The sequence below is a fragment of the Rhodococcus sp. SJ-2 genome (assembly GCF_053750035.1).
In genome coordinates this window covers 3,519,616-3,541,423 of sequence record NZ_CM132340.1, presented here as the reverse complement: position 1 = coordinate 3,541,423, position 21,808 = coordinate 3,519,616, and the positions used below count along the sequence as shown (strand labels likewise).

At 65.5% G+C, this 21,808-nt stretch carries 19 protein-coding genes and 1 tRNA gene; 2 read left to right on the top strand and 18 right to left on the bottom strand.

Annotation, left to right across the window (positions count from 1 at the left end):
* Positions 1–30: 30 nt before the first annotated feature.
* From ACSYG9_RS16665 to ACSYG9_RS16580, 18 genes are all read right to left on the bottom strand, one after another.
* Positions 31–879: a hypothetical protein gene (locus ACSYG9_RS16665; RefSeq protein ID WP_454839219.1), complete on the bottom strand. Its 849-nt coding sequence runs from the start codon at positions 877–879 to the stop codon at positions 31–33.
* A complete protein-coding gene (locus ACSYG9_RS16660) occupies positions 876–2,303 on the bottom strand; it encodes a KamA family radical SAM protein (protein ID WP_440123603.1) in 1,428 nt (475 codons plus the stop codon). Before ACSYG9_RS16660 ends, ACSYG9_RS16665 begins: the two co-directional genes overlap by 4 nt.
* Positions 2,300–3,688 (bottom strand): flavin monoamine oxidase family protein, encoded by a 1,389-nt coding sequence (locus tag ACSYG9_RS16655; RefSeq protein WP_454839216.1) that lies wholly within the window; start codon positions 3,686–3,688, stop codon positions 2,300–2,302. The genes ACSYG9_RS16660 and ACSYG9_RS16655 overlap by 4 nt, the downstream gene beginning before the upstream one ends.
* A complete protein-coding gene (locus ACSYG9_RS16650; RefSeq protein ID WP_440123601.1) occupies positions 3,685–3,906 on the bottom strand; it encodes a phosphopantetheine-binding protein in 222 nt (73 codons plus the stop codon). The genes ACSYG9_RS16655 and ACSYG9_RS16650 overlap by 4 nt, the downstream gene beginning before the upstream one ends.
* A complete protein-coding gene (locus tag ACSYG9_RS16645; RefSeq protein ID WP_440123600.1) occupies positions 3,903–5,537 on the bottom strand; it encodes an AMP-binding protein in 1,635 nt (544 codons plus the stop codon). The genes ACSYG9_RS16650 and ACSYG9_RS16645 overlap by 4 nt, the downstream gene beginning before the upstream one ends.
* Positions 5,534–7,669 (bottom strand): hypothetical protein, encoded by a 2,136-nt coding sequence (locus tag ACSYG9_RS16640; protein ID WP_454839215.1) that lies wholly within the window; start codon positions 7,667–7,669, stop codon positions 5,534–5,536. The genes ACSYG9_RS16645 and ACSYG9_RS16640 overlap by 4 nt, the downstream gene beginning before the upstream one ends.
* Entirely contained in the window at positions 7,660–9,057 is a 1,398-nt protein-coding gene (locus ACSYG9_RS16635) for a lipopolysaccharide biosynthesis protein (RefSeq protein WP_454839214.1), read from the bottom strand. The genes ACSYG9_RS16640 and ACSYG9_RS16635 overlap by 10 nt, the downstream gene beginning before the upstream one ends.
* Complete coding sequence (locus tag ACSYG9_RS16630) at positions 9,050–9,844, bottom strand: polysaccharide deacetylase family protein (protein WP_440123597.1); 795 nt, start codon at positions 9,842–9,844, stop codon at positions 9,050–9,052. The genes ACSYG9_RS16635 and ACSYG9_RS16630 overlap by 8 nt, the downstream gene beginning before the upstream one ends.
* Positions 9,841–10,809 carry a glycosyltransferase family 2 protein gene (locus tag ACSYG9_RS16625; protein WP_454839212.1) on the bottom strand — a complete coding sequence of 323 codons (969 nt, stop codon included), beginning with the start codon at positions 10,807–10,809 and terminating at the stop codon, positions 9,841–9,843. The genes ACSYG9_RS16630 and ACSYG9_RS16625 overlap by 4 nt, the downstream gene beginning before the upstream one ends.
* Positions 10,806–11,222 carry a hypothetical protein gene (locus ACSYG9_RS16620; protein WP_454839210.1) on the bottom strand — a complete coding sequence of 139 codons (417 nt, stop codon included), beginning with the start codon at positions 11,220–11,222 and terminating at the stop codon, positions 10,806–10,808. The genes ACSYG9_RS16625 and ACSYG9_RS16620 overlap by 4 nt, the downstream gene beginning before the upstream one ends.
* The gene (locus ACSYG9_RS16615) at positions 11,212–11,991 is read right to left on the bottom strand and encodes an NAD-dependent epimerase/dehydratase family protein (protein WP_454839209.1); all 780 of its coding nucleotides are present in this window, start codon (positions 11,989–11,991) and stop codon (positions 11,212–11,214) included. Before ACSYG9_RS16615 ends, ACSYG9_RS16620 begins: the two co-directional genes overlap by 11 nt.
* A 3-nt stretch (positions 11,992–11,994) precedes the next feature.
* Positions 11,995–12,888: a glycosyltransferase gene (locus ACSYG9_RS16610; RefSeq protein ID WP_440123593.1), complete on the bottom strand. Its 894-nt coding sequence runs from the start codon at positions 12,886–12,888 to the stop codon at positions 11,995–11,997.
* Between the two features lie 220 nt (positions 12,889–13,108).
* Positions 13,109–13,771: a MazG family protein gene (locus tag ACSYG9_RS16605; RefSeq protein ID WP_440123592.1), complete on the bottom strand. Its 663-nt coding sequence runs from the start codon at positions 13,769–13,771 to the stop codon at positions 13,109–13,111.
* Between the two features lie 7 nt (positions 13,772–13,778).
* Positions 13,779–17,435: a transcription-repair coupling factor gene (mfd, locus tag ACSYG9_RS16600; RefSeq protein ID WP_454839207.1), complete on the bottom strand. Its 3,657-nt coding sequence runs from the start codon at positions 17,433–17,435 to the stop codon at positions 13,779–13,781.
* Between the two features lie 84 nt (positions 17,436–17,519).
* Complete coding sequence (locus ACSYG9_RS16595; protein WP_440123590.1) at positions 17,520–18,140, bottom strand: PIN domain-containing protein; 621 nt, start codon at positions 18,138–18,140, stop codon at positions 17,520–17,522.
* Between the two features lie 25 nt (positions 18,141–18,165).
* Positions 18,166–18,495: a helix-turn-helix domain-containing protein gene (locus tag ACSYG9_RS16590; RefSeq protein WP_440123589.1), complete on the bottom strand. Its 330-nt coding sequence runs from the start codon at positions 18,493–18,495 to the stop codon at positions 18,166–18,168.
* Positions 18,496–18,504: 9 nt separating this feature from the next.
* The gene (locus ACSYG9_RS16585; protein WP_454839204.1) at positions 18,505–19,143 is read right to left on the bottom strand and encodes a ScbR family autoregulator-binding transcription factor; all 639 of its coding nucleotides are present in this window, start codon (positions 19,141–19,143) and stop codon (positions 18,505–18,507) included.
* 204 nt (positions 19,144–19,347) lie between these two features.
* Positions 19,348–19,941, bottom strand: a complete 594-nt coding sequence (locus ACSYG9_RS16580; protein WP_054715858.1) for a TetR/AcrR family transcriptional regulator — start codon at positions 19,939–19,941, stop codon at positions 19,348–19,350.
* 210 nt (positions 19,942–20,151) lie between these two features.
* Here ACSYG9_RS16580 and ACSYG9_RS16575 point away from each other — a divergent pair.
* Together ACSYG9_RS16575 and glmU are read left to right on the top strand one after the other, a co-directional pair.
* A tRNA-Gln gene (locus ACSYG9_RS16575) sits at positions 20,152–20,223 on the top strand.
* An 80-nt stretch (positions 20,224–20,303) separates the two neighbouring features.
* Positions 20,304–21,782 (top strand): bifunctional UDP-N-acetylglucosamine diphosphorylase/glucosamine-1-phosphate N-acetyltransferase GlmU, encoded by a 1,479-nt coding sequence (gene glmU / locus ACSYG9_RS16570; protein WP_440123587.1) that lies wholly within the window; start codon positions 20,304–20,306, stop codon positions 21,780–21,782.
* Positions 21,783–21,808: the final 26 nt, after the last annotated feature.

Sequence of the window (21,808 nt, the reverse complement as noted above, 5' to 3'; positions counted from 1 at the left end):
GATTCTTCGATGTCGGATTGGCGACCCCGACTACCAAGGCACGCATACGAGTTCGCTGTAGAGGTCGTCGACCTGCCCTGGATCGAGCGTTGCACTGCGGTACATCTTGGGCCAGTTGTCCAGCTCGAATGCCAGCGGTGGACGGCGCCCGATCACCCGCAACTCGGCAAGTGTCGCCATAAGCCCGTGCCGCACCAGCAGGTGGCGTGTCAGCGGCATCCAGGCACGATGAAACAGATCCGGATTGCTCACATGCAGCGCGACGGCGAAAACGGGTACACCCTTGTACCGGCATTTGCGGTACATGACGTAGCAGGACTGCTGTCCCTGGACCACCACGAGATGACACGCAGCCAGCGCGCGCACATGGTCGCGGTAGATGTCGAGCTCTGCACCGGTGAGTGTGCGCGCGATGACCCTCGGGTCGGAACTGACCCTCGTTCGCGGGGAAACAGTCGGCCACGGGAGATTGGGGATGAGCGCCGCAGACGTATCGAGGAATCGGAACTTCCTCCAGGACAGAATCTCCCGCGGTCCGTCGTCGGGCGAGAGCACGGTGAAGTGATATCCGTCCTGCGCCAGCAAGGCGTCGAGCAAAGACATACTGCGCGCCCGATACTCGGACAACACGCACCACGATCCCATGTTGCAGAACCGCTCCACTTGCCCCGCGACCCGGCGCTGGGAGTAGAGAGCCAGCAATGTGCCGACCACATTCGGCCCGTCGCGCAACATGAATCCGTGATTCGGAGCGTCCACCTTCCACGGCACCGTCGAGCATGCCGACTCCCACGGAACACGGTCGTTGTGATTGACGCTCAGGAAGTCCGCGACCTCCCCGAGGTCGGCGTCGGTGATCGGGGCAAGCTCGACGGTCATGGCGCAGAGACCGTTCCGGAGGCATCACACGGGACGGTGCACGAGTTCCGCCACCACGTCTGCCCGGAGGGCGGGAGTGTGTCGATCGGGTCGTAATACGGATAGACCCGGTTCAACGCATCGACGTCCACGCCGTCCAAACCAGTGCGATAGTTCTTGCTCCAGTGCGAGATACCGCGGATCCGGTCGTAGTAGACAACCTGGTGAACCCAGCGCTTGCCGACGAACGGGACGTCGCACACAATCCGCGGGGTCGCGAATCCGGGTAGGTAACCCATGATCTCCTGCTGCAGTTGCTGCGCCTCCCACAGCGCGACCCGCCAGTGCTCGGCGTGGGGAATCATGTCGCACATGTAGAAGTAGTACGGCAGGATGTTCGCTTCACCCTGCAGTGCGAAACACAAATCGAGCAGGTCGGTGGTGGTGGCGTTCACCCCGCGCAGCAACACCCCTTGGTTCCGCACATCCCGCAGACCTGCGTCGAGCAGTGCCCGCGTGGCCTCCGCAACCAGCGGAGTCACCGACTGCACATGGTTGATGTGGGTATGCAAAGCCAGATTGACGCCTCGATCCGCGGCGGTGCGCGCCACGCGGGCAACCCCGTCGACCACCTTGTCCTGCAGCCAGTGCTGCGGCAACCCCGCCAGGGCCTTCGACGCCAAGCGGATATCGCGAACGGTGTCGATCTCGAGCAACTCCGCGACGAAGGCTTCCAGCCGCGGCCAGGGAAGGTTCGCCACGTCGCCACCGGAGACCACCACGTCGCGCACGGATGGCGTGGCGCGCAGGTACTCCAGCATTCGTTCCTGCCGGTCGACCGGCCGCAGCTCCAACTTCGCCTTGCCGATCGTCGGTGTCGAATTGCCGACGAGATCCATCCGTGTGCAGTGTCCGCAATATTGCGGACAGGTCGACAACAGCTCGGCAAGAACCTTGGTGGGGTACCGGTGGGTCAGCCCCTCCGTCGCCCACATTTCGCTCTCGTGCAGAGAATCCCGCTCGGCGTACGGATGCGAGACCCACTGCGGATCGCGATCGCTGAGCACGGGCAACATGTAGCGGCGGATCGGATCCGCATAGAATGCCTCGGTGAAGCCGCGGCGTGTCGCGCCCGACGGCGTCATGGTGTTCAGCATCTGCGGCGGCAGAAGCATCGACATCGTCGCACGTTCCTGCTGATCGGCAGCCAGATCGGCATAGAAATTCTCGTCCAGCAGATCACCCATCACCGCGCGCAATTGCGCGATGTTCTTCACGGAGTGTGCGCGCTGCCATTGTGCATCACGCCACTCGGCTTCGGTGACGGCCGTCCATCCCGGATATCGTCGCCAGTCCGGCTCGATCAATTGCCTGCGCACATACGTGTACGGCTGATCGGTGGCGTAGGCGAACCCGGTCTTCTCGCGTTCGATGTATGTGGTCATCGTGATGCAACCTTCCGAGAGTCGGTCTGCGAAATTCCGGCCGCGATCATTTCGGTGGCGACGCGACGACCGGACCTGATCGCGCCCTCCATGAGCCCGAAGAACTCCAGGCTCGTTTCGGTTCCGGCCCAGTGCACCCGGCCGTGGGGTTCGATCAAGCTCGGTCCGAGCCGCAACCAATCGCCAGGGCCGAACAAGGCGGCATAACAGCCCTTGCTGTACGTCTCGGACAGCCAATCGGTCACCGTGCACTGCGACGGCGACGGCAGCTCAGGGAAGAGCCGACGGGTGTGGGCCAGCGCTGCCTCTCGCTGTTGCGACTCCGACATCGCGGAGAAGGCGGATGCCGCAGCACCCGTGACGAATCCGGTGAGAATGCCGACGGACCCATCCGGAGGCGAATCGTCGACAGTGGACAGCAACGGCCCCTGCGCACTCACCGACCACCCGGACAGTCCGCTTTCCCGCCAGATCGGCGAAGGGTAGCTCAGGTGCACCTTCACCGCGCATCCACGGCCGGTCGCGGTTGTCGCACGCGGCTCGGGCAGCCCTGGCCGGAACTCGATCTGCTGCGCCAACAGCGGCGGAATGGCGACCACGACGCGATCGGCCCGGTACGTGGTCGATACCCCCTCGCTGTCCGAACCACAGGCCACCACTACTCCGTCCCCGTCCTGCTCGATCGCGCGAACCGGACGATCCGACCGCACTCGGTCGCCGAGCCGGTCGGCGAGCGCCTCGCACAGCAGGTGCGAACCCCCATCGATTCGCCATTGCTGCGCACCGCCCTCGAACGCATTGAGGTAGCGGATGCCACCGCCGGACGACAGGTAGAAAGCCATGTGGAGCACGGAGATCGACGCGGGGTCCGCCGCCATCATCTCGCCGAGGAACAGCGGGAGAAAGGTCTGCGCATCCGGATGATCGATCACGTCGGCTGCCCATTGTGCAACCGAGATCCGGTCGAGGCGTTCGGCATCCGGACTCAGCCAGGGAGCGTCGGTGCGCACCGACGCCACGATCTCGTCGAGCCGGTCGAACAGATCACCGAGTGCGACGGCCCCCAGAGGGGGCACCCTGCCCGGCGTTGTCGTCCGCTGCCCCGCCATCAGAAAGGTGCTGTCCCCGGTCATCTCGGTGGAGGCCAGATCGAGTCCGTACTCGCGCAACTGCGCGAGAAGCTCGGTGTGCCGCACGCCCAGATAGGCAGCCCCTCCGTCCGCTGAGATACCCGAGGACACGGGGATACCGTGCATCCGGCCGCCGACACGATCGCGCGCCTCCAGGACAGTGACGTCCGCGCCCGCGTTCACCAGATCGACCGCAGCGGTCAACCCCGCGAGTCCCGCACCGACCACGACGACCCGCATGCGCGTCCCGTTCACGACGCGACCGCCGTCACTTTGGCGAACAACTGCTCCGCGGAGGGCCCATCGAGGAAGTCGTCGTACGGCAGTTCGATTCCGAAATCACGGGCAATGGCACTGAGCACCCGCGTTGCCAGAAGCGAATCACCACCGAGTTCGAAGAAGTCGGAACCGGCATCGACGTCGGGGGTCTCGAGGACCCGGCGGAAGATCTGGACAATATGGTCAGAGTTCATCGTTCTGCTCCTTCGAGGTCACCGTTCAGTGCGGCACGCTGTGTCGCCGATCGATCGATTTTTCCGCTGGCGGTGTACTCCAGTCCTGCAACGAAATACACCCGGGCAGGGACGAATTGGCTGGGTAGCCGCTCACGCAGGAAGCGCTTCAGCTCGAGCGGCGTCGGGAGCATTCCTGCGGCCGGGACCACATACGCCGTCAGCGACATTCGTCCCAGTAGCAGTTCCCCGACCACCACTGCACCCGCGACGGCGGGATGCGTATTCAACTGCGCCTCGACTTCCGCCGGATGCACCCGAACGCCGAGCACCTTCAGCTGGTCGTCAGCGCGGCCCCGTGAGAACACCGGCCCCGTCCCGCTGCGAGTGGCGAGATCACCTGTGCGAAACCAGCGGGCCGGTCCCGTTCCGTGGTCGGCGACGGGAAACCCGGACGCCGTGTGCTCCGGCATGCCCAGATACCCGGTTGCCAACGATGGGCCGGATATCAGGAGTTCACCGTCGTCGGTGATGTGATCGCGCACGTGGGGCAGCGGGCGCCCGAGCGGTGCGTCGGAGACGAGTGCCATGACCTCGGGTTCGGTGCCCGGTCCGCTCAGTCTCACGGCGTGGGTCACCATCGTCGTCTCGGTGCACCCGTAGGTGTTGAGCAACACGACGTTCCCGACGGGGAGTTCTCGCCACTGCCGCAACCGGGTCGGATCGACCCGTTCGCCCCCGATCACCACCAGCCTGAGACTGTCCGGCAGGCCGATCTGCTCTTCGTGCAGGTAGAGCACGAGTTCGTGCCAGTACGCCGTCGGCAGGTCGATCATGGTGATCTCCTGCTCGGTCAGCATGCGCACGAAGGGCCGGAACGATCCGATGCGGGCCGCATCATCGAACACCACTGTTGCGCCGGTGATCAATGCGGGCACCATCTCTTCGAGACACGTGTCCCAGCCGAGAGAGGCGAACTGGAGAACACGGTCGTCGGGTGTGAGTTCGAAGAGGTCGCGCAACGCGCGTGCCGTCACGGTCAGCGCACGCCGCGAGATCGCAACCGGCTTGGGAGTTCCTGTGGAACCCGAGGTACACAGCACATATGCCGGATCGTCCGGGAACCACATACGGCTCGACGGGTCGCCGTCCACCACTGCCGGGTTGTCGGGCACCTCGATCCGATGGTTGTCCGATTCGCCGCCATCGAGATCGGTGATGACCACCCGATCGACTCCGAGGGCCGCGGCGAGAGAATGCTTGCGGGCACCGGGAAGCGCCGAGTCGATCGGACAGTAGGTGACGCCGGCCTGCAGGATTCCGAGCAGATGTTCCACCACGGCGGGTGTGTGCGACACGACCGCGCCGATCCGGCCCGATCCCCCGCCCGCGTCCGGCCGGGTCGAGCGGTACCTCGATGCCGTGGAACGGACCCTTTCGGCGAGGTCCCCATAGGTGATGACGGACCCGTTGTACACGAGAGCCGCGTGGCCGGGCAGGTCGTGCGCCGCGGCGACGAAATCCGTCACCACGTCACCGGTGTGATCGATGGCGACCGGAGCGATATCGGGTCCGGAAAGAGTGTTGTGAGACATGAATTCCTCGCTGTCGAGAGATTTCGGTTGCGGTGCGATTCGCTCCTTCTTCGTCATGACGTCAACATCGCGAAGCGCTCGAGAACGACGAGCACGAATCCGATGAGCAGTGGTATCGCAGCGAAGGTGAGTGGGCGCAGACGTTTGTATCGGTCGGGCGTGAGCCGCAGGCGCCATGCCTCACGCACACCCAGGGTGCCCACGAGCAGGATCAGAAAAGCCACGCCGACACCGGTCCACGGCGTGAGCCACACCTGTACTCCGGTGGACATCAGCGCCTTGTGTTCGGCTTCGGCATCCGGAGGCCAGTCGAGGGAATAGACCGTGGCGTCCTGGTTCTCCACGACCGTTCTCAGTCCGGGCGCATCGGCCAGCGAGGCGCGGAACTCGTCGCCCCAGCCCAGCGGGTATCCCTGGCCGAGCTCGACGAACGCTTCCTGACTTCGCGTGGTGATCAGGTAGGTGTCCGGCCCCTTTTCGCGGAGCGCCTGCAGCACGCCTGTCACATCCGACGGATCGAGGGGGGCCATCGTGTTCGACCAGTGGACGCGTTCCACGTCGCGGTAGCCGAGCGGCATGAATGGCGTGGAGTTGAGCTCGGGGACCGCGGTGACGTAGAGGAACCGCACGTCGTCGGTGGTCTGGTCGTACACCGATCCCACTGCACTCACCGCACCACTGTCGATCCGCTCGAACGGCTCGTTGCCGTATCGGGTGACGAAGAAGGACAACAGCATCACCAGCCCGAGCACGCATGCAGCGCAGCGCGCCAGAAGAGAGGGCCGCGACACCGGGCGGGGAAACAGGGCGAGCGCGACGAGCACCGAGGCCGGGGCGAGTGCGAACAAGTAGACACGCAGCGCCATCTCGCCGCCGTAGCTCTGCATGAAGGCCAAGCCGATCGGAGCGGTGATCAGGACGAGAAGTACACGGTCCTCGATTCCTCGCCGCCGGCGCCGGAGTAGCCCTACACCTGCGATCACGAAGACCAGTACCGTCGTGAGCATCCGGGCGCGCACCACCCATTGGTGCTCGGAGTTTCCGAGTTCTGCCCGATCGGAGATGTTCGCAGACACCGTCGATCCGACGTTCCCGACACCGCTCATCACCTCCCCGAAGTGACCTCCCCAGTACGCCTGGGTCATATAACTGACCCAGGCGACGACGATCACGACGAGCAGTACGGGAAGTCCCCGGAGTACGCATCGGCGCGCGACGACCAACCCGGCGGCGCTCAGGATCATGGCGAAGGGAGTCAGCTGGTGACAGACGGTCGCGGCAGCGAACAGACCCACCACGACGGCGAGGATCACCACTCGCTCCGACGGATCTGCCTTCCTCTGCGGCAGCTCCCCGCGCGATGCTTCACCCCAGACCCATCGCCACAGCCTGTTTCCCGGACGCAAGGGCCAGGGGGCATCCCCCGACGGTGAATGAGGTGTACGGAACCAGACGACGAGGAAGCCCACGAAGAGCAGGTAGAGCACCAGCGCGAAGCCCTGCGGCGAGAAGTAGTCCTGCCCGATCCAGTTGAGGAGACAGAAGAACATGGCCGCGAGCCATTTCGCCTGCCAGGACATCCGGAGTGGGCTCATCAGCAGCCCGAGTGCAACGAGATACAGCAGGTTGGTGCCCACCGAGGCCACGGACACCGCGGTGTGCAGCGCAGACAGGTCTCCCGAACCACCCCAGAACGCGGCCAGCGCAAAGAACCCGGGCCAGGACCATCGGGCATCGAGGTCCGGTGCGGTGGTTCCGGTTCGGGCGATGAACTCGACGAATCCGATGTGGACCCAGCTGATCGGGAACCGCGGCTCCGATTCGAGCAGCAGTGTGATGCCGTGCAGCATGAGCACGAGCAGGACGAGGTGGATGCCGAGTAGCCAGGTGCGGCGGCGGCTCAGCGACAACGTCCCGATGAAACCGAGCACGATCAGACCCGGCCCGAGCATGGTCGATATCGTCAGAACCGATATCAGCCCGAGCCCGGTCATGGCTTGCAGATCGACATTGCGCAGTCCAGCGAGGTACAACGCGACAGCCACGACGAGCGCAACGCAGAGAATCGCCACGGGCAGCCGTTGCCTGCGGACTTGCGGAGGCAACGGTGGCTGCGCGTCGGCGTCGGTGCACTGTGCAGCGAAATCGGCCGGATCGGACCGGCGCTTGTCCGCGTCGATCAGGGACATACGCTCTCCTCGTATGTCTCGATCGGGGGGTCGGGCTGCGGGCGCCGCCTCAGAAGCCTGCCGAGATCCGGAAGCACCGTCAGCATGGTGACGAGTTGACCGAGCAGCACCGCGACTCCCACTGCGGTGAGTCTCGGATCGCCGAACTGGGCGAATACCTGGTCGTATTGCTGCAGGAGCACCACCAACCCCAGTACTGCCGTCGCTCGCGATGATTGGACGATGATGATCCGCCTGCTTCGGGTGCGCGCCCGCAGCGTGCCGAGGTAGATGTCCACTACTGCGCTGGCCAGGCTGGCGAGGGCCAGCAGTTGGAGCAGTGGCACGGCGTCGAGGTAGCCGTCGCCGAGTAGTCCCATGGCGTATGGAGCCGCGAGGCCGACCGCGACGAAACCTGTGACGAGCAGCCCCAGGGTCCTGATGAGCGCGGCGCGGCAGTAGTCGGCCAGACGCGAAGGGGCACACACTCCTTCCACAGCAAGCGATACACCGGTGTTGATCGCCACGAGGTTCATCATGTTGGCGACGGACCAGGCCAGGAAGAAGTACGCGTAGGTATGCGGAGCAACCCGCAACGCCACCAGGACAGGGACGAGGAAGATTGTGCCGTACTGCAGTAGCCCTCCGAAGTAGTCGGCGGCGAAGAACCGGCCGACCTGTGCGGCTCGCACCGCGACATCGTGGGTCGACGTGCGCACGTGCCGCGGTAGTAGCTTGCCGAAGATCAACAGGTTCACCGGGAACACGACGATGAACATGGAGATGATCCAGGAGAAGAAGACTCCCGTGCGGGGCATCGACTCGGCGAGCAGTACGAGTAAGCCGAGCTTGGCGACCGCGAATGCCGCGTTCCACACGGGCACCCAGACGGCGACACGCAACCCGGTCAGGACACTGTCCTGCACCGTGATCACACTCGCAACCACCGCCGCGCAGATGAACCACAGTCGCATGTTCGGCTCGCGCAGGATGTCGTACGCCGGGCCGCCCAGCATGTCGAGCGCGAAGGTCAGGGCGACGGCCAGCGCGGCGACCACTCCGGAGGTGAGCAGGTATACGAACACGACGACCCGGACGGTGCGCTTGCCGGTCTTGGGTATGAAGCGGTTCAGCGTGCCCGCGAAATTGGCCGACACCAGCCCGGTCAACAACATCAACGCAGAGATCGCGGCTGATCCGCGACCGACATCCGAATCGTCGTAGTAGTGCGCGGCGAGAATCCAGTACCCCAGGCCGAGTGCGCCGGTGATTCCCGTGTTGAGGACGAGCGCATAGGTGTTCCGCAGGAAGAGCGAACCGCTGCCCCGCTCGCTGACCGGCCTTCCGGCCGCAACATGATCGTCGGTGGGGCCGCCACCGGGATGGATCGCGAGCACGCTCTCAGCCATGTCGCGCGACCCGTTTACCCACGCGACGGGCTCCGCGTACGGTCGCATACCCTGCGGTCAGCACGCGGTCTCGCAGGTAGAACTGCTTGTCGCCGCGCATGATCGACGCGAAGTCGTTGTCGTCGGTACTTCGGCGGATGGTCAGCCGCGGGATCATGAACGGGTCACCGGATGCAGTGGCGCGAATATTTCGCACGGCCGCCGCGCACCGGTAGCCGGCTGCTCTGGCGGCGACCCGCACCCGCGGGGTCGAGTAACCGAAGGGGTAGGCGAGCGAGTGGACGGGAGCGCCGACGCACTCCTCGAGCAGGATCCGTCCGATGCGAAGCTCCTCGCACAGTGCCGCATCCCCACACTGGTCGAGTTGAGCGTGGCTGTGGCTGTGCGCTCCGATTTCGACACCCTCGCTTGCAAGCTCCCTGACCTGCGCCCAGTTCAGCATCGGTCCCAGCGGATGTCCGGCTGCATTGGAGCCTGCGTCGTCGATCCAGCCGCTCGTGACGAACACCGTCGCCGGGAATTCGTGCCGCCGAAGGATCGGCCAGGCAACCCGCGCGAAGTCCGCGTAGCCGTCGTCGAATGTGAGCACCACCGTTTTCTCCGACACGGGCCCGTTCTTCGCCAGTGCATCGGCGAGGTGGGAGAAGGTCATCCCGGTGTAGCCGTTCTCTGCGAGAAAGGTGATCTGCCGGTCGAAGGCATCGGGATCGACGGAGAGACGACGGGTCGCGGCGGTGGGGGCTTCCGAAACCGAGTGGTACATGAGGACCGGAATCGACTCGTTCATGACGTCGCCGACATTGCAGGTCGTCTGCGGAGCGGCACGCCCCCGCGCGCGTAACCGGCTGCCGCAGAGAGAAGACCGACCGAGATCGCGTACGAACGCTCGATACCTGCTCGTTCTCCACGGAGCGCCTCCCCCAGCCCCCGCGCCACGCCTCGGGTCAGGGTGCGTGCGGTGTAGCTACGTTCCGCCGAGAGTCCATCTGCGACACCCACACTGCGCGTGACGGCCGCTTTGGACAGACCCTCGGCGAAGCAGCGGGAGCGGAAGTAGGAAAAAGTCTCTCGCGCAGCAGGTACGCGGTGCCAGATCACGGACTGCGGTTCGAAGACGAAGGTCCAGTCCGGTCGATGCTGGCGCACCCGGATGCAGAACTCCGTCTCCTCACACCCGAGGGGTCGGCTCTGCTCCGAAGTCCGGCCGATGTGACTCGGGAACCCCCCCGCGACCGAGAAGACATCGCGGCGGAATGACGCATTGCCGCCCAACAGGTTCCGCACCGGTCCCGGCTCTCGCCCGGTGAACGTGCATCCAAGGACCCAATCGAACTCTTCCGGAAACCATCGGGGCCGCCCGGATTCCCAGGAGGGAAGGGTGGTGCCTCCTACGCCGACGATGGTCTCGTCCACGTAGGCGTCGCGGAAATGCCTGAGCCAGTCGGGATGAGCCACTGCATCGTCGTCCAGGAAAGCCACCACATCACTGGTGGCCACCTCGACACCGGTGTCCTTGCCACCGGACAATCCACGTTGCTTCCGGTTCTCCACCACGGTCACGTCGGGTAGGGCCGCGCTGAAGAGTTCGTAGAGATCGGGATTGTGGTCGACGACGAGGACGATCTCCTGGGGCGGCGTCGTTTGATTCCGCACCGATTCGATCGCAGCGAGGGTGTCGTCCCAGCGCTCGAGCGTGTAGGCGCAGATCACCACATCCATGGTCATACTGCTCGGAGGTATTGCGGCGGTCATGGAACATCTTCCTTCGTATGTGGAAGCGAGTTGTGATCGTTCGGCACCAGCCACAGCACTGACGCGGTGAGGCCTACCGCGACCACACCTGCTGGGGGCGACCAGGCTTCGGCCGTCAACATCGTCTGTGCGATCAGAATGTTGATGACGAGAGAACCTGCGGCCCCGACGATCAGAGCGAGTAGGACGTTGATGCCCGGTAGCAGCCGGACGAGTGCGATCAGCGGGGCTGCGACGACGAACATCACCACTATCAGCCGATCCGGGAGCCCCGGAAGATGAGGACTGTTCACGGCGATCGCCACTCCTCCGAGCGCCGTCACTGCGGCGGCGACAAGGCGGTGCCCGAGTCGTGTGCCTCCTCGCGGCGCCCTGAGGGCCGTGAGAAGCCGGCCGGTGGTGTCACGACGCACGACGGACCTCCTCGCTCTCCGGGTGCAGGCCGACCGAAGCAGTGCAGCCGAGCTCGGATCCTGAATTCGCGGGTATCTCCCAGGTCTCACCGGTTCGGATGCAGAACGTGCCGGTGACCGACAGGGGGGCCCGGCCTGCGCGCACGAATGCCTCGACAGCGTCGTCGACGCAGACGCGGTCTTCGGTGGTGTCCGCGCGCCCGCTGTTCTCCTCGCGCGGATCGTAGACGTCAGCGAGCGCCAGGCAGATCGGCGCCAGCCCGTACATGCGGGCATACGCATTCAGATAGAGTTCACCGGCCAGTTTCGCTGCCTCGCACGGTGTGGTCGGAGCAGGAGACGAACTCCGTACCGGGGGAATCGGTCTCGCGTCGTCGTACCGGGGACTACCCGATGTCGCGTACACGACTCTGCGTACGCCGGCCCGCCGACCGGCTTCGCAGACATTGATCGTGCCGAGGACGTTGATGCGGGCATCGAACTGCGGATCGGCCACCGATACTGCGGGATCCACCTGTGCGGCGAGGTGGAATATCACTTCCGGATTCGCTCCGGCCACGATGCCTGCCAGCTCGGGACACTGAATATCGCGCTGCAGCAGAACGAATCGACCCGCTCCGAGTTTTCTTCGGAGCATGACACGTTCGAGATTCGCGGTGGTGCCGGAGCTGAGATCGTCGACTCCGACCACGTGGTGTCCTTCGGTGAGGAGTCGATCGACCAGAGCAGACCCGATGAACCCCGCGGCACCGGTGACCAGTGTCCGCACGGTTCATTCCTTCGCGAGCTCGGGGGCGCCGCCACGGGACAGGGCTTGGGCGACATAGCCGGACATCCCGGAGTTGTGTCCGCGGAGGACGGTGCGCAACACCCTGATCCCGTCACGGACAGCGTGGAGGTTCGATTTGCCCGACCGGCGGGGCATTTCCAAGCTCGGAACCTCGACCACGCGCAGACCGCCCTGCATCGCGTGCACCACCATTTCGGCCTCGATCTCGAATCCCGACGCGGAAAGCGACAGGAGCTCGAGGTAGCGGCGGTGGAATGCGCAGAAGCCGTAGCACAGGTCGGTGAGTTCGGCGTCGTAGAGAGTGTTGAAGACGGTGAGCAGGAAGCGGTTGCCGAGCCGGCGGAAGGGGGTGATGTCGAGCGAACCGCCACCCACGATGAACCGCGAGCCCTTGACGAAGTCGAATCCGTTGTTGAGGAAGTACAGGTAGTGGCGGATCTCCTGGGGTGCCATGCTTCCGTCTGCATCCATCATCACGATGATGTCGCCGGTTGCCGCAAGGAATCCCGTCCTGAGCGCGCTGCCCTTGCCGGTGCCTTCCTGAGGCACAACCTTGATGTCCGACCGGCAGCTACTGGCGGTGATGAGGGTCGAGTCGGTCGAGTTCCCGTCGACCAGGATGATCTCGCCGATGTCGTCGGTGATCTGCTCGAGCACCCAGGCGATGTTCCGTCCTTCGTTTCTGACCGGGATGATCAGGCTGACGGTGGATCTCTGCGCGGGGGGAGCTGCGTCGACGCGATCGTGACGTGCAGTACCGGTGACGCCGTTGGACGATCGAGCGGGGCTTCCCGGCCGGAAATGTTCGGTTGGGTCGACCATCCGCGTCGATGACGCTTCGGTCACGAGCCCGTTGGGTGGGCGTACCTGGGTCATGCTGGACTCCGATCCGCTCTGGGCACGGCGCTCTCGGGCGCGTGTGGCAAATTCCGCTTGTCCGAACCCGACACTCGGAGACCGGAGATTGCCTTTCCCGGTGATTAACATGTCGTAGATACCATAGTAAGCTACAAAACAGTATTTGAGTTTGTTTTAAAGCGAGAAATAATCTTTACGTCTTCTGTGCTTAGAAGAACGCGGGATCGGCAGATCGAGCTCAGCGCCGCCAGTGGCGACGCCACGCCTCAGCATCGTGTGGTGGACCGGCCTGACCACCGCCGCCCGCTGCGGAGACCTCGGCCCCACGAATGTCCGCGACGAATTCCAGGACGATTGCGCGAAACACCGACTCCGTATCGCCGGAGTCGCGGACACGCACACACCTGAGACCATCCGGCACGAGATCGTCGGGCAACCCCGCCCGTCGCGCCCGCTCGAGCACCTTGTCGGCCAGTGCCAGCGCCGGTTGCGCCATCGCGATACCGTCGAGACACGACGGTCGCGCCTTCTCGGCCGCCTTCGCCGCCTCCCACGCCGCTTCCTGTTCGGCGACGTCGAGCGGACCGGTGTGCCCGTTGGTCAGGTGCGGGCTACGGGCAGCCAGCTTCGCGACGAGTGTCGCGGCCACGTCGTCGACGGTGAACTCCCCCGCGGCCTCCGCGATCCGCGAGTGGAACAGCACCTGCAGCAACAGGTCTCCGAGTTCTTCACGCAGAGAGTCGGGATCACCGGAATCGATGGCGTCGAGAACCTCGTAGGTCTCCTCGACCAGATACCGCCGCAGGCTCTCGTGCGTCTGAGTGACCTCCCACCCACCGAAGGACCAGAGCCTGTCCATCACCTCGGCGGCTCTGCCCAGAGCGTCCCCGGTGTCCGTCATCGCCGGCTCAGACCTGCGCCGCGGACTCGACTCGCACATCCACCGACCCCTGCGGCTTACCGTCCATCGCAAGCAGGAAATCGGCGATGAACTGGAGCAGTTCGACATCGCGCACGCGATCGGATGCGATCCCGCCGGTTCGCGGCAACGGCAGCTGCACGATGCCGCTCGTGGCACGGTACTGCGCCGTCGGGTAGAGGCGCTTGAGCCGCATCTGCTTCGAGTCGGGAAGCTCCATCGGCGAGATCTTCAATTGCGTGCCGGTGACCGCCAGTTCCTCGAGCCCGTACTCACGCGCGAGCAACCGCAGCTTCGCTACCGAGACGAGTCGGCGCACCTCCTCGGGTAGCGGACCGTAACGGTCGACCAGTTCGTCGATGACCGCACTGATGGCTGCGTCGTCCGTGGCAGCGGCGAGCTTCCGATACGCCTCGAGCCGCAGGCGGTCGGAGGTGACGTAGTCGGCGGGGATGTGCGCATCGACAGGAAGATCGACCCGCACCTCCTTCGGTGCCTCGTCCGTCGTGATCGGCGTGCCATCGGCGGCGGCGCGGAACGCCTCGACTGCCTCGCCGACGAGCCGAACATACAGATCGAAGCCGACACCCGCGACGTGGCCGGACTGCTCTGCACCCAGCACGTTTCCGGCGCCGCGGATCTCGAGGTCCTTCATCGCGACCGCCATACCGGCACCGAGATCGGAGTTCTGCGAGATCGTCGCGAGCCGGTCGTATGCCGTCTCGGTGAGCGGCTTCTCGGGCGGATAGAGGAAGTACGCGTAGCCGCGCTCGCGGGAACGCCCCACGCGCCCGCGCAACTGATGCAGTTGCGACAGGCCGAGCGCGTCGGCACGCTCGACGATGAGGGTGTTGGCGTTGGAGATGTCGAGACCGGTCTCGACGATCGTCGTACACACCAGCACGTCGAATTCGCGTTCCCAGAACCCCTGCACGGTCTTCTCGAGGGTGTCCTCGTTCATCTGCCCGTGCGCCACCACGACCCGCGCCTCGGGGACGAGCTCGCGAATCTTCTTGGCGGCCTTCTCGATCGAACTGACCCGGTTGTGGACGTAGAAAACCTGACCGTCGCGCAGCAGCTCGCGACGGATGGCCGCCGCCACCTGCTTGTCGGCGTACCCGCCCACGTACGTGAGAATCGGGTGCCGTTCCTCGGGCGGGGTGAGAATCGTCGACATCTCGCGGATCCCCGCCATGCTCATCTCGAGCGTGCGGGGAATCGGTGTCGCGGACATCGTGAGCACGTCGACGTGGGTGCGTAGCGCCTTGATGTGTTCCTTGTGTTCGACGCCGAACCGCTGCTCCTCGTCGACGATGACGAGGCCCAGATCCTTCCAGCGCACCCCGGTCTGCAGGAGACGGTGGGTACCGACGACGATATCGACCTCACCGTCGGCCATGCCCGCGAGAATTTCCTTGGAATCGCCGGGGTCGGTGAATCTGCTCAAGCCCTTGACCGTCACCGGGAACGCCGCCATCCGTTCGGTGAAAGTCTGGAGATGCTGCTGCGCGAGCAGTGTCGTGGGCACCAGCACCGCAACCTGTTTGCCGTCCTGCACTGCCTTGAATGCCGCGCGAACCGCGATCTCGGTCTTGCCGTATCCGACGTCGCCGATCACCACGCGGTCCATCGGCACCGGCTTCTCCATGTCGGTCTTGACCTCCGAGATGACCGTGAGCTGGTCCTGTGTCTCGGTGAAGGGGAAGGCGTCCTCCATCTCCTTCTGCCACGGAGTGTCGGGGCCGAACTGGTGACCGGGCGACGCCTGACGCGCCGCATACAGTCGGACCAGCTCGCCTGCGATCTCTCGAACCGCCTTGCGGGCCTTCCGTTTCGTGTTGGCCCAGTCGGAACCGCCCAGCTTGCTGATCGCGGGCAGTTCACCGCCGACGTAGCGGGAGAGCTGATCGAGTGATTCCATCGGGACGAACAAACGGTCGCCCGGCTGGCCACGCTTGCTCGCGGCGTACTCGATCACAAGGTATTCGCGGCGGGCGCCGCCGACAGTGCGTTCGACCATCTCGACGAAACGACCGATACCGTGCTGGTCGTGGACCACGTAGTCACCGGCGGTGAGCGCGAGCGGGTCGACCTGGTTGCGACGCTTGACCGGGGACTTGCGGCCTTCCACCGCGGTGACACGGTTGCCCGTGAGGTCCGCTTCGGTCACCAGCACGAGTCCCGGCACCTGATTGTCGCCGTTGCCTGCGAGGACGATCCCCTCGTGCAGCGCGCCCTTGATGACCCCGACCTGCCCGCGGACGGGTTCGGCTCCGGGTTCGAGCTTGGCCGCAGGGACCTCGTTCTCCTTCAGCCGCTCGAGAATACGCAGCCCGGTGCCGGTGCCTGCAACGACGATCGCGGCACGACCACCGGTGGTGACGTGCGCACGCAGATTGACGAACAGCATCGACAGCAGTTCCTCGGACCCGCGCACCTCGGGTGCCGATTGCACTTCGAGCACCGTTTCGGTGTCGGCTCCCGACGCGAGCGGCGACAGCGTCCACCACGGGGTGCCGTTCGCCTGCGCGGCCTCGCGGACCTGCCGCAGCGACCGGTACGACGACGCCGCGAGATCCATCGGCTTGCCGTCGACGCCCTTGAGGTTGCCCGCGTCCAGGGGTGCAGCACCGCCTATCGATGCGGCCGTCCACGACGCCTCCAGGAACTCCTGGCCGGTGCGCATCAGGTCGGTCGCGCGGGTCCGGACCTTCTCCGGATCGCACAGCAACACGTGCGTACCGGGGGGCAGTACGTCGGTGAGCAGCTGCAGTTCGCCGGTCTGCAGGACGGGCAGGAGCGCCTCCATGCCCTCGACAGGAATGCCACCTGCCATCTTGTCGAGCATCTCGACCAGCGAAGCGTCGGCGGGGTTGTCCTTCGCGAGCTGCGCCGCGCGTTCCTTGACGGTCTCGGTGAGCAGAAGTTCGCGGCAGGGGGTGGCGATGACCGTGGGCACCTCGACATCGGCGATCGATCGCTGATCGGCGACGGAGAACGGACGCAGCTCAGTGACCTCGTCGCCCCAGAATTCGACGCGGACAGGGTGGTCGGCCGTGGGCGGGAAGACATCGAGGATGCCGCCGCGGACAGCGAACTCACCGCGTTTTCCGACCATGTCGACGCGCGCATAGGCGAGTTCGACGAGCCGCTCGACGAGGGTGTCGAAGTCGTGCTCGGAGCCGACCCGCAGGGTCACGGGTTCGATTTCACCGAGGCCGGGCGCCATGGGCTGCACGAGAGAACGCACGGTCGCGACGATGACGCGCAGTTCGGAGCCGAGGTCGCGGTCGTCGGGTCGTGCCAGCCGGCGCAACACCTGCAGTCGCTTACCCACGGTGTCGGCGCTCGGCGACAGGCGCTCGTGCGGCAAGGTCTCCCACGACGGGAACTGCGCGACGGACTCACCGAGCATCTCCGCGAGTTCGGCGGTGAGATCATCGGCTTCGCGGCCTGTGGCAGTGACGACGAGCAGCGGGGCCTTCTCGGCAAGGGCTGCGGCGACGAACGGACGCACGGCAGGCGGCGCGACCAGTGCTTGCTCGGCGGATCCGGCGAGTTCGGAGACCTTCCGGAACTGATCGTCGGCGAGCGCGATCCGCGCCAATCCGGACAGAGGGGTGGCGGCCGGGGACACAGCGGACAAGGAAAGCGCTCCTGAGTGTGAGACGAAGACCGTGACAAGTCTATGCGGTGGGGCCGACATGTGTGGACGGCCAGGGCCCCGGCGCTACCGGAACCGCGCCTCGTCCGCATAGGCGGCGAGGAGCCCGGCGCAGCTGGGGCCGAGTTCCCGCCCCGCCCACGCCGAGAGCCGGCCGAGCAGTTCGGCGTCGGTGGGAGCATCGGCCTCGACGGCCTCGGGAGCCCGCGACGGGTCGGGCTGCGGTGGCAGCCAACGGCGCCGCACCAGAGAAAGGAGGGTGCGCTGCGCGGCCTCGGGAGCCGCGTCGAGAACGAAGGTGACGAATGCGTCGGCGGTCCACGGTTCGACGTCGACCCGTTCGAGTGCGTCGGCCAGGGCGGGGGTCTGGGTGACGACGGCGTCGGCGTGGGAGAGCAGCGCCACCGACATCATGTGTGTCTCCGCGGGGTCGACGACATACGGCACCTCCCGCAGCACGGTCGCCGGCCACGTCACCCTCGCCTCGGGGAACGCGCGCTCGAGCTCGGCGAACAGGTAGTCCCGTGTCGCGCGGGACAGATCCGCAGGAAGCCGGCGGTCGACCTCCGCAATGATGCCGTCACTCCAGAAGGGTTGGCAGTGGCCGTCTTCGGCGAAGGCCAACGCGATGTCACGAACTCGTGGCCGGACCAGCGCAGTCGCCCCCAGTACCACCCGGACCGGCACGGCTGTCCCCCTTTTTCGTAGATCGTCAGAACTCGTCGTACAGGCCTTCTCGCCGAGACAGTTCGGCGAGGCTGTCGAGCACCTGGGTGCGGATCCGGCTCTGCCGCTCGGCGAGGGCCAGCACATCGGCACGCGACACCCTGCGGTGCAGGCCGTGGAACTCTGCGGGTAAGGCACCGGAGTCGATCAGTCGTGCGACATGATGCCGTGAACTGCCGAGGACCTCCGCTGCTTGCCCGACGGTCAACAGTGCGGGCACCGCCGAGAAGGTGATCGCGGCGTCGGGGCCGAGGTCGTCGATGGCGCGCGCGAGTGCGCTCGGGGCCTGCTTCGCGTCGAAGGGTCCGAAGTTCACAGCGCGACCCTACGAGACGCGCAACCGCCGCGACACGAACTGGAGGAAATAGCCGAGTTTGTCTGCGGGGACGAGCGCGGGCAGCATGATCGACCACATCGATTCGATCTGCTCGGTCAGTTGCTCGTTCCTGCTGAGTGCGGCGGCCACGGTGCGCGCACCGATAAGGGACTGCAGGAGCAGATACGCCAGAGCATCGACGTCGATCGAGGGCTCCAGGTCGCCTTCGTCGTGGGCGCGCTGCATGAGCTCGAGCATGGACGTGAACCATGAGCCGAACGGGGCTACCTCGTTGCCGTGGTAGTCACCGATCTCCACGATCAGCCGGAACATCGCCCGCACGATCCGGTCGGATTCGGACAGGCTGGCGTTGAGGACGGACACTTCGATGGCGGTTTCGAGTGCGGGCGCACGCTGTTCCATCTTGCTGCGCGCAGCGGCGGCGAATCGTTCGCAGCCTGCATCGATCACACCGCGGGCGAGCTCCTCCTTGGAACCGAAGTGGAAGTACAACGCGCCCTTGGTGACGCCTGCTTCATCGATGATCTCGTTGAGGCTCGCATTGGCGTACCCGAGCCGCACGAAGACTTCCGCTGCGCCACCGAGTACCGCTTCGCGCGTTACTTCCGCCCGAACCTGGCGCCCCATTCCACCGCCTCCTCGCTCGATGACCGTGTCGGCTGAGCCAGCGAAGCCGACGGCAGGTACGAAATCAGCAAGTATGCCTCACATGCACCTCGATGTCGCCCCTCATAGACGACGTCTTGCATACCGTAACACCCCAGGACAGACCGCATACATGCCACATAGGGCGCAAAACCGGCTCACTCCAATGGACATTCGTCCAGTGGTTCAGTCGGTTCCGAGCGTCGGATCGGCCTCGAGCCGGGTCAATCCGTTCCAGCACAGGTTGACCAGATGCGCGGCCACCACTTCCTTCGAAGGAGTCCGCTCGTCGAGCCACCACGTGGCGGTCGTTGCAACCATGCCCACCAGCGCCTGCGCGTACAACGGCGCGAGTTCGGGATTCAGTCCCCGCCGCGAGAAGTCCCCGGTGAGCAACTGGCCGACCTGACGCATGGCCTCGTTGAGCAAACTCGAGTAGGTGCCTTCCTCGGCCGCCATCGGCGAGTCACGCACCAGAATGCGGAAGCCCTCGGTGCGTTCCTCGATGTAGGTGAGCAGGGCGAGTGCGGCCCGCTCGACGCGGACGCGCGACCGGTTGCGCGTCAGGGATTCGGTGACCATCGACATCAGGATCGTCATCTCCCGATCCACGACCACCGCGTAGAGGCCTTCCTTACCTCCGAAATGCTCGTACACGACAGGCTTGGACACTTGCGCCCGCTGCGCGATCTCCTCGATGGACGCACCCTCGTATCCCCGCTCGGCGAACAGGGCACGGCCGATCTCGATGAGTTGCTCCCGCCGCTGGGTACCGGTCATGCGGGTGCGCGGATTCCGTTCGACCGGGGGTTGCGATGATCGCGACACCTGACTCCTTCTCCCCACGGCACCACACCGGGACCGTCGTTCGGTTGCTCCGTGTCACCCTAGCGATACCCGCGGAGCGGGCCCCCACATTCGACGTCCGTGCGGTCGCATGCGAAGATCGGGGACGCATACTTCGGAGCTCGGGCTCCGAGGGTGTCGCAGTCCGCCGTGGTGTAATCGGCAGCACCTCTGATTTTGGTTCAGATAGTTCAGGTTCGAGTCCTGGCGGCGGAGCGGGGACATTTGCCGGAGCCACGAGCTCCAGTGCGCACGTCGTCGGGGCGTGTGCACGCACGCCGCGCCGAGGGAGCTACATGCAAGTGCAGACCGCGATGATCGTCCTGGCCGCCGGAGCGGGAACGCGAATGCGATCCAAGACGCCGAAGGTCCTGCACGCACTCGGCGGCCGCTCGATGCTCTCACATTCTCTGCATGCCGCCTCCGCGGCCGACCCGAGCCACCTCGTCGTGGTGGTCGGGCACGAACGGGAACGCGTCGAGGCTGCCGTCTCCGACATCGCGAACGAACTCGGCCGCACCATCACCCTCGCGGTCCAGGACGCCCAGAACGGAACCGGGCACGCCGTCCGATGCGGTCTGACGCAACTCCCCAAGGACTTCACCGGGACCGTCGTCGTCACCGCGGCCGACGTGCCACTGCTCGACGCCGACACCATCGGTGAGCTGCTCCAGGTACACGCCGATCCCGAGCCCGCCGCAGTCACCGTCCTGACCACGACGGTGACCGAACCCACCGGCTACGGACGCATCATCCGCACCACCGACGGCGACGTCGCCTCGATCGTCGAGGAGAAGGACGCCACCGCTGCCGAGCGCGCCATCACCGAGGTCAACTCCGGGGTGTACGCATTCGATGCCGCCCGGCTACGGACCGCGCTCGGCGAGCTGGGCACCGACAACGCACAAGGTGAGCTCTACCTGACCGACGTGATCGGCATCGCGCGCCGCCACGGCGACATCGTCCGCGCGGTACACACCGACGATGCGCTGCGTGTAGCCGGTGTCAACGACCGCGTCCAGCTCGCCGCACTGACATCAGAACTCAACCGGCGCATCCTCGAGCGCTGGATGCGCGACGGAGTGACCGTCCTCGACCCGTCGACGACGTGGGTGGATGTCGAGGTCGTTCTCGCCCCCGACGTGACCCTGCATCCCGGCGTCCAGCTCTGCGGACGCACCGTGATCGCGGAGGACGCCCGGATCGGCCCCGACACCACACTCACCGATGTGCAGGTGGGTTCGGGGGCATCCGTGATCCGCACCCACGGCTCCGAAGCGGTCATCGGTGCGCACGCAACCGTCGGCCCGTTCACCTACCTGCGCCCCGGCACCGAACTGGGCGCGCACGGTAAGCTCGGCGGATTCGTCGAGACCAAGAACGCGCAGATCGGTGCCCACTCGAAGGTCCCCCACCTCACCTACGTCGGCGACGCCGAGATCGGCGAACATTCCAACATCGGCGCGTCGAGCGTGTTCGTGAACTACGACGGGGTGGAGAAGTACCGCACCGTGGTGGGATCACACGTCCGCACCGGGTCCGACACGATGTTCGTAGCGCCGTTGAACGTCGGTGACGGGGCCTACACGGGTGCCGGGACGGTGCTGCGTCGCGACGTTCCGCCGGGGGCACTCGCGGTGTCGGGTGCGCCACAGCGCAATATTGAGGGGTGGGTCCAGCGAAACCGCGCTGGGACCGCGGCTGCCGAGGCAGCATCGCAAGCACAGCAAGCAGAGCACGAAAACGAGCGTCAGAAGGACGGCCAGGACCAGTGACCAATTGGATCGACAACCAGAAGAAC

Bases quoted from the DNA above. Each gene is read 5' to 3' on its own strand.
- ACSYG9_RS16635 (WP_454839214.1), bottom strand. From the start codon at position 9,057: ATGGCTGAGAGCGTGCTCGCGATCCATCCCGGTGGCGGCCCCACCGAC.
- ACSYG9_RS16660 (WP_440123603.1), bottom strand. From the start codon at position 2,303: ATGACCACATACATCGAACGCGAGAAGACCGGGTTCGCCTACGCCACC.
- ACSYG9_RS16630 (WP_440123597.1), bottom strand. From the start codon at position 9,844: ATGAACGAGTCGATTCCGGTCCTCATGTACCACTCGGTTTCGGAAGCC.
- ACSYG9_RS16625 (WP_454839212.1), bottom strand. From the start codon at position 10,809: ATGACCGCCGCAATACCTCCGAGCAGTATGACCATGGATGTGGTGATC.
- ACSYG9_RS16665 (WP_454839219.1), bottom strand. From the start codon at position 879: ATGACCGTCGAGCTTGCCCCGATCACCGACGCCGACCTCGGGGAGGTC.
- ACSYG9_RS16580 (WP_054715858.1), bottom strand. From the start codon at position 19,941: ATGACCGGTACCCAGCGGCGGGAGCAACTCATCGAGATCGGCCGTGCC.
- ACSYG9_RS16585 (WP_454839204.1), bottom strand. From the start codon at position 19,143: ATGGGGCGCCAGGTTCGGGCGGAAGTAACGCGCGAAGCGGTACTCGGT.
- ACSYG9_RS16610 (WP_440123593.1), bottom strand. From the start codon at position 12,888: ATGACCCAGGTACGCCCACCCAACGGGCTCGTGACCGAAGCGTCATCG.
- ACSYG9_RS16645 (WP_440123600.1), bottom strand. From the start codon at position 5,537: ATGACGAAGAAGGAGCGAATCGCACCGCAACCGAAATCTCTCGACAGC.
- ACSYG9_RS16605 (WP_440123592.1), bottom strand. From the start codon at position 13,771: ATGACGGACACCGGGGACGCTCTGGGCAGAGCCGCCGAGGTGATGGAC.
- ACSYG9_RS16640 (WP_454839215.1), bottom strand. From the start codon at position 7,669: ATGTCCCTGATCGACGCGGACAAGCGCCGGTCCGATCCGGCCGATTTC.
- glmU (WP_440123587.1), top strand. From the start codon at position 20,304: ATGCAAGTGCAGACCGCGATGATCGTCCTGGCCGCCGGAGCGGGAACG.
- ACSYG9_RS16650 (WP_440123601.1), bottom strand. From the start codon at position 3,906: ATGAACTCTGACCATATTGTCCAGATCTTCCGCCGGGTCCTCGAGACC.